Below are 14,773 nucleotides of genomic sequence, written 5' to 3'. Positions count from 1 at the left end.
CGGCGGGTTCGCCCGCCAGCGGAATCTGTCGTGGCCAGGTCAGCGTGGGCCGCCGGCTTTCACCCGCCTTCGCAAAAGGTCGACGGTACTCGGCCATTTCATCGTCGCTGAGGTCGCGCAATATGGAGCCGGGCAGCACTTGCTCAACGAAGACGTTTTGTTCGAGCACCATGTCTTCGCCCGCTTCCGAGCGGAAGCCCTGGAAGACGCCACGGGCCGCGTCGGGCCACTCGTCCCAGGTGAGAGGCATTACTATGGCTTCCATGTAGGCGATGCCCTTCACCGCTTCGGGGTGGCGGCGGGCCCAGTCAAAACCCAGGGCCGAGCCCCAGTCGTGGCCCACCAGCGTCACGTTCTCGGTCACGCCCAGGGTCTCGAGCAATGCATCGAGGTATTCGCGGTGCTCCACGAAGGTGTAGTGGCCGGGTCCGCTTTCGGGCAGCTTGTCGGAGTCGCCCATGCCTACGAGGTCGGGTGCTATCAAGCGGCCGAGTCCCTCGAGGGGGGGCATGACGTCACGCCAGAGGTAAGAAGACGTCGGGTTGCCGTGCAGCAGCACTATGGGGTCTCCCTCGCCCTGCTCCACGTGGGCCATGGCCAGGCCGTTGATGTCGGTGAAGGCCTTGCGTTGCTTCCAATCAGCCAATCTCAGTTTCCTGTGAAGATTGGCCGTTTTTTGTTGACGAAGCCGTCCAGGCCCGCGCGAAAGTCAGCCGTGCGGCCCGAGTCGGCGATGGCCCTCGCCTCGAGCTCCATCTGTGTCTCGAGGGATTCCTGCAGTCCTGACAGCAGCAGCGCCCTGCTACGGCCGTAGGCCAGGGTGGGTCCGGCAGCGAGTTTTGCAGCGAGCTTGTCGGCTTCCTGCGCGAGTTCTTCGTCGTCGACCACGCGTGTGACCAATCCCCAGTCGAGCGCTTCGTCGGCCGACAACACGCGATTGGTAAGCACCAGCTCCTGGGCACGTCGCAGGCCGACCAGGCGGCTCAAGAAGTAGGTGGAGCTGCCATCCGGTGTCAGGCCGATGCCTGTGTAGGCCATGGTGAAGCGTGCCGAGCGCGCGGCCACGACGAGGTCGGACAAGGCGGCCAGGGCCAGGCCGGCACCGGCTGCCACGCCGTTGACCGCGGTAACCACCGGGGCGTTACCCCGCAGCAATCGCGACCATGCCGAGTGCATGAAGCCGGTCATTTCCTTGAGCAGGGCAGGGGCTCCGTCGCCTGCAGACGCAAAGGCGGCCACGTCTCCGCCAGCGCAGAAGGCCTTGCCCGTGCCGCTTATAAGCACACACCTCGCGGCGGGGTCTTCGTCTATGCGTATGGCTACGTCTGACAGTTCGCGGCAGGTAGGCAGGTCGAGCGAGTTCATCGCTTCGGGGCGGTCAAGCGTCAGTCGGGCGACGCCCTCGGAGACCTGGTAGCTGATGTTCTGGTAGCTGATGGCTTCGTTGGACAAGGCAGGTTACTCCCGTCGCGACGAATCCCACGCGCGCAAGACTGAGTCAAAGTGCACGCGTTCGAGCCGGAAGCCTCTGCACTACTCGGCCGTAAGCACCGTGACGTCCGCGGCGCTGCCAAGGCCGGTGCGCACCAGGCGAGCGGCTGAAACCCCACCGTGGATCTGCATCTCAAAGAACGCCAGCGTCGCCGCGCGCGTGAGTTCGTGCTGGCGGGCAAAGAGCATGTGCGTGGGCGGGGGCAGGGGGCAGATAGGCTCGCAGGCCGACCCCGCGGTGTCTATCCCGGCGGCGGCACCGCCGAGAAAGCTTGGGTCGAAGCCGCCACTGGACGGCAGGGGTCTCGGGTCACCGGGTTGGAGAAACACGCCGGTGCAGATTGCCTCGTCGCCGTTTTCTTCTGGGGCGAAGGTGAGCCTGTCGGCGAAGCTCATGTGGGTGCCGCCGTCGAGGGTAACCAGGAATTTTGACGGATCGGCCAAGCTGTAGGGCACGGCCTGGTTGCTGTTGTAGGGGGTGATGAGGTCCTCGTCACCGCCCAGTATCATCAGCGGTGCGCTGCCGCCGTCGTAAAAGGTCTCGGTAAACGCGCAGGCAAAGGGAGCGAGCGCCACCACGGCGTCTATGCGCGGGTCTAAGAGATCCACGTGGTAGCCTGACAGCAGCACGGTGGCTCCGCCCAGCGAGTGACCGGTGGCACCTACGCGGCTGGTGTCTATCGCCCCGTAGAAGAAATCATTAGGGTCGGCGTTCATGGCCTCGAGGCTGTCGAGCATGAAGGAAAGGTCCAGTGCCTGGTTCGCCAGGTCGAGAAGCGTCGAACCACCGGGGGCAAACAACCACGACAGCGGAAAGTTGGGGGCTATTACTATGTAGCCTCGACTGGCGAGGTGGCGGGTGAGGTTGGCCGAATCACTGTTGACTCCACCGAAACCGTGCGCGCGCACCACCACCGGCCACGGAACACCGGAGGCCTGCAGGGGCGCGTTCACAAACTGTCCAAACACCGGCGAGATTGTGGACGGGTACCAGATCTCTACTTCCAGGCTGCGTTCGGCGGCACCGGGAAAAGTGCCGTTAGCGGGCACCGTCCTGCTGCTGTCGACCAGCGTGAGCGACTTGTTGCCCACGCCGTATTCACGCAGCTCAGCGAAGTCTTCTACGCCGAGGTCGGCCAGGTCGGCTTCGATCTCGATGTAGGCGTCGTCAATGTGAGACGACACGGCGGCGGTGTCTCCTGTCGAAGGGCACTGGCCGCCGGCCTTGGTTTCGGCTTTCTGGAAACCGGCCGCAAACTTGGAGTCACACTTGGTAAAATCGGTCGCGGCACCCTTGGCTTCAGCCTTGGACTGGGCCTTGAGAACGCAAGCCAGCTGTTTACCGGAAGCCTTGAGCTTGGCCGCACGGCACTTAGAGGCGGTCTTGGTCGAGTCGCCGTTTCCGACCAACTCGAGTGTAACCTGCGAAGCGACCAACTCGAGCCTGGGCTCCACCGCGGCCACGGTGCCACCCGCGCGGCACTGCTCCTTGGCTTCGACCTTGGCAAAAGCTGCGGCCAGCTTGCTCGCACACTTGGACACGTCGGCGGTGGTGCCTTTGATCTCGGCCTTGGCCTCGGCCTTGAGCCTGCACAGGCCGGCCTTACCGGCCTGCTTGAGCTTGTTCATCTTGCACTTGGTCTCAGAGTCCGGGCCCGCAAAGGCGGCGGGCGCTGTGGCCAGGGCAACAAAAATAAAAAGGCCCAGAATGGCTGCGACGTTCTTGGGGCGGACGGTCTTCATGCGGTACAGTCTCCCGGGTTACCTGCGAGGGCAGGGCCACTGCAGACTATAGAAAGGGTGAGGGTGTTTTGTCCAGTGATTTAACGCGAGACCCCCCCTTGTGGGGGCTTGCAATCGTGGGTATGCGAACTTATTCGTCCCAGGTGACCGCTGCAGCAACTACAGGGGAGACTATCGAGCCGCTGACCTCACGGCGCATGCCCCACGTCCTCAAGCGTTTGCGCGACGCCTACGTGGGTTGGAACGCCCCGGTGGTCACGCTTATAGCCGAGACCACGCGCGACCCTTACCGCGTGCTGACCTCCTGCATCCTGAGCCTGCGCACCCAGGACGGCGTCACGTCGGAGGCCAGCCGGCGGCTGTTCGCGTTGGCTCCCGACATAGAAAGTCTCGCGCGGGCCGACCCGGCGGTGGTGCGCGAGGCGATCTACCCGGTTGGATTCTACAAGACCAAGGCCCCTCAATTGGTAGAGATGTGCCGACGGATAGTCGAGGATCACGGCGGCCGCGTGCCCGACGACATCGACACGTTGCTCACCTTCAAGGGGGTGGGCCGCAAGACGGCCAACCTGGTTCTGACCTCGGGTTACGGCAAGCCGGCCATGTGCGTGGACACCCACGTGCACCGCATCTCGAATATCTGGGGCTACGTGTCAACGCGCACGCCCGAGCAGACCGAGATGGCGCTGCGGGCAAAACTACCCCGGCGGTATTGGCATGAGTACAACGACCTCCTGGTCGCTTTCGGCCAGACACTGTGTCGACCGATTTCGCCAAAATGCAGCGAGTGTCCGGTGGCCAGGTTTTGCCCGCGCCTGGGCGTGGGCAAGAGTCGCTGAGGCGCTCACGCGCGGGTAACGCGGCGGTAGACGCGTGGCAGCTCGCCGGGCAGCGAGCTTATGTCGTCTATGACCGAGTAGCGCGCGCCGGGGCACATGTCGCGCAGGTAGTCATGTCCCGAGGGGTCTATGGTTATGCAGAAGCTACCCACGCCCGAGCGCTCCAGTTCCTGCAGGGCCATGGCAGTGTCGCGTATGCCGTAGGTGTTTGAGCGCCGGTCTTCCCCGTAGTCGCTGTCCTGCGGAAACCCATCGCTGAGAAGTATCAGGTGGCGGGAGCGCGCGCTCACGCGGGCCAGCTTATCGGCCGAGTGCCTCAGCGCGGTGCCCATGCGTGTTGAGCGACGGGGCTGGATGGCGCCTATGCGACCCTTCACCATGGGCCCCATGGTCTCGACAAAAGATTTTACCTGGTAGTACTCCACGTTGTGTCGGCCGTTACCCGAAAATCCGTAAATGGCCCAGGAGTCTCCGATGTCGCCGAGCACCTCGGAAAGCACCACCAGGGTTTCCTTGATGAGGTCTATGACCAGGCGTGGCTCGTCGTCGCTGTCGGCCAGGGGTTCATCGGTAGATGCGCTCATGTCGACCAGGAACAAGGTCGCCACGTCGCGTTCTTCGCGGCGACGGGAGATATAGAAGCGATCAGTGGGCGACCTGCGCGACTTGAGCTCGGCCTGGGCGTCGACCAGTGCGTTGAGGTCGAAGTCGTGGCCGTCTTCCATGCCGCGTACCTTACGGTACTGCTCGGGTTTCATGCGGTTGAATTCCTGCCGCACCTGCGAGAGCAACTCGCCTGAGCGGCCGATGACCTCGAGATAGTAGTGGCCGCCGTCGCCCTCGATGCTGGTCTCCTGCAGGCTGCACCACTGGCGGCGGTAGTCCGACACCTGGTAGTCCCACTCGTCATAGAGATAACTGTCGGTGTGCACCTGTTCGCGCAGCCAGTCACGCACGGCGGCCGTGTCGCCGCGATCCACCATGGCACGTAGTTCGCGCAGCGAATCCGAGGGGAGCTTGCCCAGCAGGTCGGTAATGTAGAGTCCCAGCCCCGGTTGCTCGCTGCCGTGCGACTCGGAAAGCTTTAGAGAATCGGCCTGCTCAAGCAGGCGGCGGATCTCGTCAGTGCTCAGCGCCGTACCGGGGGCCTCGTCGTCGCCGTCAGCTTCGGACAGTTGCAGCTCACGCTCGCCCGGGTCCAGGGATTCGCCGTCGTCGGGGCCGGCCTTGGCCTTGTCGTCACCCGCCGCGCCGGGCATGGGGCCTGCCGGGTCCTCGCCCATGTCGCCGGGGTCGAGAATTGTCGCCCCGCCCAGCTCGATGAAGTTGTCTGGGTCGTCGGGGTCCTCGGCCCTCGACTCGGCCAGGGCGAGCAGCGGGTAGAGGGCGGCAAACAACGTGGCGCTGTCATACACGCTCGCTTCGGGATGGCGGAGTCGCCGTAGCGGTTCGGCCAGGGTCGCGGCCGAGCGGGCCAGCCGCGGCTCCAGGTCTTCGCGTTTGTGCCCGCCCACGGTGAGATGAAACAGCGCTTCGAGCAGCAGGTCGGCCGGGCGATCGGCCGCCTGCGGCGGTGGGTTGTCGGCGTAGTGGGCGCCCAACCGTTGCATGTCGATGGCCAGGCCGGGAAACTCGCGCTGCAGGCAGGCGTCTATTCTCGCCCCGTCGAGCAACACGAACAGGCCGTGTGCGAGCAAGGGGTTGGGGTAGGACTCGAGCAGGGCCGCGAGGCCCGTCGACTCGTCGGCCGGCTTGTTTTCACGACCTGCAACGGTGGGCGGCGACCAGCCCAGGCCCTTGAAGTGATCGATGTTGAAGTCAAAACTGCCGTACTCCCAGCGGCCAGCCACGTGGGCTACGGTGAGCTTGTACATTAGCAGGTTATCTTCGCTGCTCGAGAACAGGCTCACCTTTTCGGGAAGGCGCAGGCTTGTTTCATCGCCCGGCGACAAGGGCGGTCTCAGCCAGGTGCCGGTCGACGCAACGAGCTGAAAATGTCGGCGTGACATCATGCGCAGGTAGCGCTGCATGAGACCTTCTATCTCTTCGAACTGCATGCTCGCGCTGTGCTCGACGAGCAGCTTGTGGGCTGTCCTGGTGTGTATGGCCAGGTGGGCGAGCAGTGCCGCCTGGCCGCGGTCGGCCAGCTCGTCCGCTTGCTCGAGCCACAACTCGACACCCTCGCGCCCGCCCTCGTCGAGCGCCCGGTGCATGGATCTGAGGTAGGTGGGCAGCGCCGCGGGCAGCAGGCGTGTTACCGCGGGTGCGCGCGACAACAAAAACAAGGCGTCGTCCTGGTCGAGGTCGTGCAAGGTGGCCGACAGCAGGCGCAGCGCGTCGGCCAGTCCGTCGGCCGCTGGCGCAGACTTAAGTGCCTCTTCGACGGCTTCGAACAGTGGACGGCGACAGTCGGGGGAAAGCGATTTCAGCGCTGCTGGCAATGCGCTTACCAGTTCGCGTGCCGCGAGAGGGTCACCGGCGGACAGGTCAGCGCAGAACTTGAGACAGCGCTCCTGCTCCGAGGCTTCGAGGCCGGCGAGATCGCTGGCGAGTCGCGGTGGCCAGGGGGGAGCCTTGCGGCGGCCGGGTAGGCGGGCCGACACGCAGCGACTCCAGTGACCCACCGACCCCGGGGCGAGTACGTCCAGCAGGCCGGGCATTGTTTCCACCAGAGCCCGGCCTGCCATTTCCTCTTGCCAACCGCCGTCTACGAGCAGCTCGAGGGTGGCGTCGCGCCAGGCGAGTAGGGCGGTGGGGTTTACCGTGCCGCTTTCGAGCGCCGGCGCGGTTGCCTCGGCAAAGTCCCTGCCCAGTCGACGCGAGCGCTCCAGCAGTGGGGTGCAGCAGGCCAACCACTGCCCGGGTTCGAGCGGTGAGCCTTCGCGGTAGAGAAAACGGCTCGCCTCGAACCACGCGGACGCTGCATCGCGCTGCTCGAGGTCCTGTCCGAGAAGGGTGACGGTGCCGGCGAGCCAGTCGTGCAGGCGCGCGGGCGACTCGCGGGTTACCGCGGCAGCCGCGACCAGGAAAGAGTGAGCCAGCGTGACCGAGCGAAGTGCCAGCAGGTCGCCGGTGGCCAACAGTTTTTCACGGTCGGCGGGTGGGAGTGAAGCCACCATCTCAAGCGCGGCTTCCCCCTCACTGCCGTCGGCCAGGTGGCGGCTCGACAACCACTTTCGTTCGTCGCTCACTGCGTCAGTCGGGCGGAAAAATAGACGACACGAGTTCGGCCACGGCTCCCTGCGTGGCCGGGTCGTCGCTGAGGGCCCGTATCATTGTCGCCTCGCAGGCTCGCTGCCGGGTGGTGCCGTGGTTGATCAGCTGGGCGGCGTAGAGAAGCAGGCGCGTGCTCACGCCTTCTTCGAGTCCACCCGACTTGAGTTCGCGCACGCGCTCGCCGAGGTGGGCAAGGTCCATGGCCGTTTCGAGATCAACGCCGCTTTCGTGGGCGATGATCTCGGCCTCGCGGTCTCGCGGCGGGTAGCCGAACTCAAGCGTCACGAAGCGCTGCCGAGTGGACGGCTTGAGATCCTTGAGCACCGATTGGTAGCCGGGGTTGTATGACACCACGAGCATGAACTCGGGATGGGCCTGGGCGATCTCCGCGCGCTTGTCGATGGGCAGTATGCGCCGGTGGTCGGTGAGCGGGTGGATGAGCACCATGGTGTCCTTGCGGGCCTCGACCAGCTCGTCGAGGTAGCACACGCAGCCGCTGCGCACCGCGCGCGTGAGCGGGCCGTCCATCCACACGGTCTCGTCGCCACGGATGAGATAGCGGCCTACAAGGTCGCTGCCGGTCAAGTCCTCGTTGCAGGCAACGGTGATAAGCGGCAGGGGCCGGTCGTCGCTGGCCTTGACGAGTTTCCACGCCATGTACTCTACGAAGCGGGTCTTGCCGCAGCCGGTGGGCCCCTTGAGGAGTATGGGCAACTGAAGTTTGAAGGCGGCCTCGAAGATCTCGACCTCGTCGTTTATGGGCAGGTACCATGGGGCGTCTCCGTGGTCGCCGTTACTAATGCTGTCGGCGTTCGGGCTCACGGCAGGTCCTCCGGCTGGTCGAAGGCGCCAACCAACTCAATGCCGTCCAGCTTGTCCATGGTGAGGCCGCTCTCGCTGTCGACCAGCGCTATGTTGATCGCGTCGTCGAGGGAGCTCTTTTCGGCCAGCGAGGCCAGGGCTTCGTTGATGCGCGACTTGAAACGATTGCGTACCACCGGTGGCATATTGTCCATGGGGAAATTATTCAGCTTTACCTCGGCCAACGAATCAGAACTCCAGCTGATGGCGACTACCCGCGGGCCCACTATGCGGTGGTCGAGTAGCAGTCGGTCGGCGCCACGCTGGAAATCGCTGGAGGCATTGCTCTCGGCTTTACCACCGCCGGCCGTTGCCGCAGCGCTGCCGCCACCCGTGCGGCTGCTGCGCGGTGTGGGCCCGGCTGCCTGTAGGCTCTCCAACGACGCTACGAGGGTCTCGACACGACGTTTCTGTTCCGGGTCTTTGGCGATGGCCCCTGCTTTTTTCAGGCTTGCCAGCGCGCCCTCACGGTCGCCCATGCCGTTTTGCACCAGGCCGAGATTGAACCAGGCCTGCATGAAGCCCGGTGTTTTCTCGGTGACCTCGCGGTAGGTGTCGCGCGCCTCTTCGCGTCGTTCCTGGAAGAGCAGCGATGAGCCGAGGTCGGTGCGCACGGCCGCGTCGTCGGGGTCGATCTGGAGGTAACGATTGAAGAGTTCTTCGGCGCGTACGAACTGCCGGGCGTTGTACTCCAGGTTGCCGTACATGCGGATGGCTTCGCGCGAGTCGGCGTCCAGCTCGAGCACGTGGCCCAGGGCCTGCCGGGCCTTTTCGACGTAAGACGGATCGATCAGGCCTGCGCGGTAGCGCGCGCGGGATAATATCAACCAGGACTCGAGATCGTCGGGGCTGGCCTCGGCTGCCTCCGAAAGCCTATCGAGCACGCGTGTTACTTCTTCGGGCAGTTCCACCATCGGGTGGTCGGCCGGGGCGAGGTCGAGCGCGGGGGATGAAGCCGTCGGCCGGGTAGCGCCGGGAGCACCCGATACCGCCCGCTGCTGGGAGGGAGGGGGCGGGTTGAGCCGGTAAACGCCCAGGCCCCCAAGGGCAAACAGCAGGCCAAAAACCGCGAGCGCAAGGGGGTTTGCCCTGATTTCACGGGGCTTATCACGCCGCGGGGTGCCACAGTCGCCGCACCAGGACTGCCTCGAGGAGAGGCTGCCTCCGCACTTTGCACAAGTGTTCGATTTTGATTGTCTGCTCACGTCCTCAACTGGCTTATCAGGTATCCTTACGCTGTTGAAGTCCGCGCGACCAGCCCAGGGGCCGGTCGGAGGAAGCCGCCGGCCCAAAAAAACGGCAGCTGCTGCGCGACTGTTCTATAATCTGGGCTGGCTGCCTGCATGGCGAGTCACGGTCAGGGAGACCACGGGAAAGCGACAATGATAAACAAATTGAAACAGGCTTGGTCAAACTTGAACCCTACGCTCCGGTCGTGGCTGTCCACGGCAGTGAAAGCCGTCATAACGGTGGGCGCTTTCTACCTGCTGCTCTCGCACCAGGTGACCACCGAAGACGGTCGCAGCGTGACGACCTTCACCGCAATCCGCGAGTTCATACCTAATATCGACATGGACAACTTCTGGATGTTCGTGGCGCTTGCCGCCGGCATAAAGTTCATAGGCATACTTGCCAGCATGTATCGCTGGGTGCTGCTGCTCAAGGGCCAGGGCATAGCCCTCCCCTTCAAACATATATTCGGCTCGTTTCTCATCGGTCGTTTCCTGGGCACCTTCCTGCCGTCCACCGTCGGTCTTGACGGCTACAAGCTCTACGACGCAGCCCGCTTCAGCAATCGCACTGTCGAGGTAACGGCCGCGACGGTGATCGAAAAAGTCCTGGGCGTACTCGGAATTTTCTTTACCTTTCTCGTCGCAATGCCGCTGGGCATTTCGATTTTCGGCGACAACGCTTTCCGCGTCGCCGTGCTCACGGTGCCTATAGCGTCGGCCGTGCTCCTGCTATTTTTCACCATGCTGTTCAAGCCCACCCTGGTGCAGTGGGTGATAGAAAACTTTCCCATCCCGGCGCGCGACAAGATCGCGGATTTCGTTACGCGGGTGTCCAAAGCCGCGGCGGCATACAGCGACAAACGCATGTTGTTGCTCAACGCGGCGATTCAGAGCTGGCTCGTGCACTTCACGACAGCGGCGATGTATTTTTTTACGGCGCTGGCGGTGGGCGCCGTGGGCGCGAGCTTCTGGGAGGTGACCTTTGCCTCGTCGATACAGATTTTTGCTACCGTGATATCGCCGTTTACCATAGCTGGCGAAGGTATCCGTGAAATCGCGCAGACCTACCTGCTGGGCGAGAAAATGGGCACTTCACAGGCCATAATATCTGCCGCGCTGGGCTTCTGGGCGGCCGAGGCCCTGACCCTGACGGGCGCGTTCTTTCTCTGGGCTCGCCCCAAGGATTACCGACCCGAGTGGGTGCTGGTGGACGGCGAGCCCGTGGTCGTGACGGCCGACAGCGGCCAGGCCTGATAGGCCCGGGCTCAAGAGAGACATCCGGACAACGACCGGCACGGAAGGTCGTGGTGCGAAACGTGGTCAAAAAAAAGGCCGGCTCCCGTGGGGGAACCGGCCTTGCCACTTTCGCAGCGGGCTTCCTGGCAGATACCAGGTCAGCCCTTCTTCTTGATTTCCGCGCTGATGATGGTCTTCCACTGTTCAAAGGAACGGCCCGTGGGCTTCTTGCCGTTGATGAAGAAAGTGGGGGTACCCCGTACACCGACGGTGCCCGCCTCTTTCATCTCTTCGACTATCAGCGCCTGGGTCTTGGGCGAGTCCATGTCAGTCTTGAACTTCTCAACGTCCAAACCCTCGATCTCGCCGGCGGCCTTGACGAAGAACTCCGCGCTCAGGGCCCGGTAGTTTTCGAAGATCTTGTCGTGCATCTCCCAGAACTTGCCCTGGTTGCCGGCTGCAACAGCAGCCTTCGCGGCAGGCATGGCCTGCTTATGAAACGGCAGGGGGTAGTTCTTGAAGACAAACTGTACGTCGTTGGGGAATTCCTTGACTACCTGATCCACCAAACTGGTGGTTTGTGCACAGAATGGTCATTGAAAGTCCGAGAACTCGACCACCGTAACGGTCGGGTTCGCGGCGCCTTTCCAGAACGAGTTGCCCTTCTTTACCGGGTAGACCTTGTTCGGGTCGTCCTTGGGCTTGGACGGTCGCGCAGCAGCGGCCGGCCCTTTGGCCAGTATTGTTTTCTGACCGGCCGCCAAGCCTGCCAGTTTTCCTATCATGTCTTTTTGTTGTGCCTGTACCTCGTCGACCTTGGCCTTTATGTCGGTAACTTCCTGCGGGTCAACGCAGGAAGCCACGTAAAGGGCAAGGATCGCAACGATGGCTGAGGCGTAACGTGCCTTCGATCCCATTGGGGTGCATCCTCCTTGGAGCTTTTTGTAACGCGTTATTCTTCCGTTGCAGGCCTCGCCTGTCAAGGTGTCCAGGAAATATTTAGGCCCGGTCATCAGCGGGGGTATTGAGGACAGGGCCGCTGGCTGGTATCCAGATAGGGGGATGAGCGTTTTCGGGGACAGTACGATGGGCGGCAAAATGGGCTGGGGAACACCGCTCAAGTTGGCCGTATCGCTGCTGGCTGGCTACCTGGTCTATCGACAGGTGGGTGATCCCAGCTTGCTGGTGGCTGCGCTCCTGCAGGTCGACCCGCTGGTCGTGATCGGAGCGGTACTGCTCTACCTGTCCGGCCAGTTAATGACTGCCTGGCGCTGGCGCGTCATATCAGAACGCGTGGGTTTTCACGCCGGGCTGGTCTCCGTTACCCGTTTTTACTTTATCGGCATGTTCTTCAACCTGTTCGGCCCAAGCACCCTGGGCGGTGACGTTGTGCGCGCCCTCTATCTTGGCCGTACCGACGGCCGGCGCGCGGTGGCCCTCAACACGGTGTTGTTCGACCGCCTGTCAGGACTGGCCATGCTGGTGGTGGTGGCGGTGGTGGCCATCGGCGTGTGGGGCCGCTTCAGTTTGCCGCCGTGGTTGGTCTGGCTCACCTGGGCCCTGGGCCTGGCCATGCTGGTGGGCTGGTGGCTCATTCCCATGATCGCGCGACGCTTGCTGGGCGACACGAATCGAATACGGCGCTTGCTCGAAGACGATCTCGCCCCGTTCTGGTTCGACCGTGGGCTGTTGTTGAAGGCGGCATGGGTGTCGCTGGCCTTTCACAGCCTGCAGGTACTTACGCTTTACATGCTGGGCACCGGCCTGGGCCTGAACCTGCCGCTGGCTTATTACTTCGTCTTCCACCCACTGGTGACGATACTGTCAGCCCTGCCGGTGAGCTTGGCTGGCTTGGGAATAAGGGAGGGCGGGTACGTGTGGTTTATTGTTCACGCCGGGGTTTCGCCCGAGCTGGGCATAGCGCTGGGGCTGTTGTGGCTGATCGTGCTGCTGGCCTCGTCGGCGGTGGGCGGGCTGGTGTTTCTCGCCGATGATTCCGGCATGCCGGCGCTCAGGGGAAGCGAGCACGAGGCTTGACACTTCGCTGCGCGATCCCCGCCGCACTGACGTAGCCCCGGATTATTTACCGAGGTGGCTCCAGAGCCCGTTGTCGTCGTAGGTCACGCCAAACTCTTTTTCCATCAGGCTCACCGCCTGGACAACAGTTTTCTCGCGGCCGGGCTTGAGAGAATCAGGGTTTTCCGAGCAGTACCAAGCCATGTCCTGCAGCAGGTCGGGCCCCGCCTCGGCCGCGTTGAGAACGTACACCGGCACGTCGGAGAGCAGGTGCTTGTAGAGCAGTACCATGCGCTCGATTCTGTCGAGGATGAAGGCTCCCAGCGCTTCGTCACCATTCATCAGCGCCGCCACGTCGCCCCTGCGCGCCGCCTTAAGCGCGTCGAGCAGGCGGTCGCCGGTCACGCCCTGGCCGATGAGCAGCGAGGAGACGTCGGAGCTGTCGTTATAGAAGGGTTGAAAACTGCCGTCCGCCGCGCGGCCTTTCATTATGAAGTCGAGAGCCTGGGTGGGCCTGAGCCTGCGGATCACGAAGTCGAGGTCGGGGTCGTCCTCGAGCAGCATTATGAGGCCGAGCTTATGGACGTCGCGGTCGCAGTAAAAAATATCCCAGTCGGGGTCGTAGAAGAGACGCTCGTGCGGGTAATCGTGGGTGCACTGGCCCAACACTTCTCGGTGTCCGTCGGCGCCGTAGTCGGCCATGGGGTTTTCGATTACGGCTTCGTTTTCAGACAGCACCAGGTTGCGGCTCAGCAGGCCACGCGTGCGAAGGTAGAAGAACCTTTCGGTTGGCCAGGTGTCCCAGTTGCCGCTGCCGTCTTTGTTCTGGCCGGCCGGCACGAGGTTGATCCAGTCGTCCTGGGCCAGGTAGCCCACGCTCTTCATTGTGTCGGTGGCCTTGGTTTCGTCCGAGGTCAGGGTGTAGCGACGCTTGAGCTCGTTGCGCCGGGTGTCGATGTTGCGTTCTGCCCAGAAGGTGGCTGCTCGGGTTTTGCCCGAGCCGTCGCCACCCATGAACACCGTGCAGTTGCCGTTGCTCGACAGTATTGCGCTTGACGCGTGGGCGCCGATGACCTCTGCCACCGACATCACCGCGGTGGTGCCGGAGTGAATGCCACGGGATTTAATTTCGCCGTGGTAATCAGTGTTTATGGCAATTATGACCACCGAATCACCTATGTCGTCGAGCTTGCAGGCGTAGAAAAAGCACGAGGGGGCAATCGATTTGGTCGAGGTGTCGAAGAACTGCGAGTCTCGCAGCCTCGTCGGCAGTCCCAGCTTGATGGGGTTCTCGTCCTTATCCTTGAGCTGGCTGACGAATTCCTTGTAGGCGCGCTCGTTGGGCGGAATGCCTACCACGGAGATCGTGCGCACTATGGGCACCGGGCGATCCATGGCCTCGAAGCGCTGCTCGAGTACCCCGGCGAGTTCGAGGTTGACTGGGTCGTTGAGCTGGAAAAAGTTTACCTGCGTGGTGCGGTAGAGCTGCGGCACGTTGCCACGATGCTCGGCCTGCACGCCACCGCTGAAGAAACGGGCGCGCAGGGTCTTGCCGCCGGTCAGCACGTTCATGGCCTCGAGCCAGGCTCGCGCTTCTTTCACGTCGCGGTCGTGGCTCTTCTTGTCTATGCGCGCAACCAGGCGCGAGGAGAGCGTTGACTGGGTGGTGTTGTAAGAGCTCATCAGCGGACCAATGGTCGGGTCCTCGGCTGTCTCGAGGTCAAGGCGCAGGATCACATCGCCGCGGTCGTTGATGCCGACTTCGCGTAGGCCGGGGTTGTGGCGGATGTAGAGGCCGTCGAGCCATAGCAGGCGGCCGATCTGCGTCTTGGTCACGCCCGAGAGATCGGCTGCACCATCGGAGAACTCTGTGAGCTCGGCGGGCACGAGGTAAGAGGCCATCTGCTTGGTCATATCCGAGTTGAATACGCGCACGCGGCGGCCGAGTTCGGCTATGGTGATGCCGGCGTTGCGGGTCCGATCGCGGTCAATGGCGCTTTCCTCTGCCAGCAGCAGGCGGCCCTCGGCGTCGCGCGCCAGCTTTCTCGATGAGACAGCCTTGGGCTTGAGAAAGAGTTCAATTTTTGTGGATGCGTTGGTGTCGCTCGTCATTAGTGTGCCCCTGCGGAAGATGTAAAC

The 14,773-nt window shown here is 63.1% G+C and carries 12 protein-coding genes; 3 read left to right on the top strand and 9 right to left on the bottom strand.

Annotation, left to right across the window (positions count from 1 at the left end):
- The 3 genes from EYQ35_10695 to EYQ35_10685 all read right to left on the bottom strand — a co-directional run.
- Nucleotides 1-595 (bottom strand): haloalkane dehalogenase (locus EYQ35_10695; protein HIF64603.1); only part of this gene is annotated, 595 nt, incomplete at its 3' end.
- A gap of 53 nt (nt 596-648) precedes the next feature.
- Nucleotides 649-1,437, bottom strand: coding sequence for an enoyl-CoA hydratase/isomerase family protein (locus EYQ35_10690; GenBank protein HIF64602.1), 789 nt, complete (start codon nt 1,435-1,437; stop codon nt 649-651).
- 96 nt (nt 1,438-1,533) lie between these two features.
- A complete protein-coding gene (locus EYQ35_10685; GenBank protein HIF64601.1) occupies nt 1,534-3,234 on the bottom strand; it encodes a hypothetical protein in 1,701 nt (566 codons plus the stop codon).
- Nucleotides 3,235-3,431: 197 nt separating this feature from the next.
- Between EYQ35_10685 and EYQ35_10680 the strand changes: the two genes are divergently transcribed.
- Nucleotides 3,432-4,073, top strand: a complete 642-nt coding sequence (locus EYQ35_10680) for an endonuclease III (GenBank protein ID HIF64600.1) — start codon at nt 3,432-3,434, stop codon at nt 4,071-4,073.
- A gap of 5 nt (nt 4,074-4,078) precedes the next feature.
- Here EYQ35_10680 and EYQ35_10675 read toward each other — a convergent pair whose 3' ends face one another.
- From EYQ35_10675 to EYQ35_10665, 3 genes are read right to left on the bottom strand one after another with little or no spacing between them, the layout of a single operon-like run.
- Nucleotides 4,079-7,264 carry a hypothetical protein gene (locus tag EYQ35_10675; GenBank protein HIF64599.1) on the bottom strand — a complete coding sequence of 1,062 codons (3,186 nt, stop codon included), beginning with the start codon at nt 7,262-7,264 and terminating at the stop codon, nt 4,079-4,081.
- A 4-nt stretch (nt 7,265-7,268) separates the two neighbouring features.
- Entirely contained in the window at nt 7,269-8,111 is an 843-nt protein-coding gene (locus tag EYQ35_10670; GenBank protein ID HIF64598.1) for a CbbQ/NirQ/NorQ/GpvN family protein, read from the bottom strand.
- Nucleotides 8,108-9,355, bottom strand: a complete 1,248-nt coding sequence (locus EYQ35_10665; protein HIF64597.1) for a tetratricopeptide repeat protein — start codon at nt 9,353-9,355, stop codon at nt 8,108-8,110. Before EYQ35_10665 ends, EYQ35_10670 begins: the two co-directional genes overlap by 4 nt.
- A 138-nt stretch (nt 9,356-9,493) precedes the next feature.
- On the opposite strand from EYQ35_10665, the gene EYQ35_10660 reads away from it, so the two are divergent.
- On the top strand, nt 9,494-10,636 hold the full coding sequence (locus EYQ35_10660) for a flippase-like domain-containing protein (GenBank protein ID HIF64596.1): 1,143 nt from the start codon (nt 9,494-9,496) through the stop codon (nt 10,634-10,636).
- A gap of 140 nt (nt 10,637-10,776) precedes the next feature.
- On the opposite strand, the gene EYQ35_10655 is transcribed toward EYQ35_10660, so the two are convergent.
- Together EYQ35_10655 and EYQ35_10650 are read right to left on the bottom strand one after the other, a co-directional pair.
- Complete coding sequence (locus EYQ35_10655; protein HIF64595.1) at nt 10,777-11,187, bottom strand: hypothetical protein; 411 nt, start codon at nt 11,185-11,187, stop codon at nt 10,777-10,779.
- Nucleotides 11,188-11,211: 24 nt separating this feature from the next.
- Nucleotides 11,212-11,535 carry a hypothetical protein gene (locus EYQ35_10650; GenBank protein HIF64594.1) on the bottom strand — a complete coding sequence of 108 codons (324 nt, stop codon included), beginning with the start codon at nt 11,533-11,535 and terminating at the stop codon, nt 11,212-11,214.
- Nucleotides 11,536-11,680: 145 nt separating this feature from the next.
- Here EYQ35_10650 and EYQ35_10645 point away from each other — a divergent pair, with 145 nt between their 5' ends.
- Nucleotides 11,681-12,655, top strand: coding sequence for a flippase-like domain-containing protein (locus EYQ35_10645; GenBank protein ID HIF64593.1), 975 nt, complete (start codon nt 11,681-11,683; stop codon nt 12,653-12,655).
- Nucleotides 12,656-12,697: 42 nt separating this feature from the next.
- Here the strand turns inward: EYQ35_10645 and EYQ35_10640 are convergent, their stop codons facing one another.
- On the bottom strand, nt 12,698-14,746 hold the full coding sequence (locus EYQ35_10640; protein ID HIF64592.1) for a hypothetical protein: 2,049 nt from the start codon (nt 14,744-14,746) through the stop codon (nt 12,698-12,700).
- Between the last annotated feature and the right edge of the window lie 27 nt (nt 14,747-14,773).

The organism is Candidatus Binatota bacterium (assembly GCA_012960245.1).
Classification (GTDB): domain Bacteria; phylum Desulfobacterota; class Binatia; order UBA1149; family UBA1149; genus UBA1149.
The sequence above is the reverse complement of the archived record's forward strand: the minus strand, read 5'-3'. Positions and strand labels throughout refer to the sequence as shown.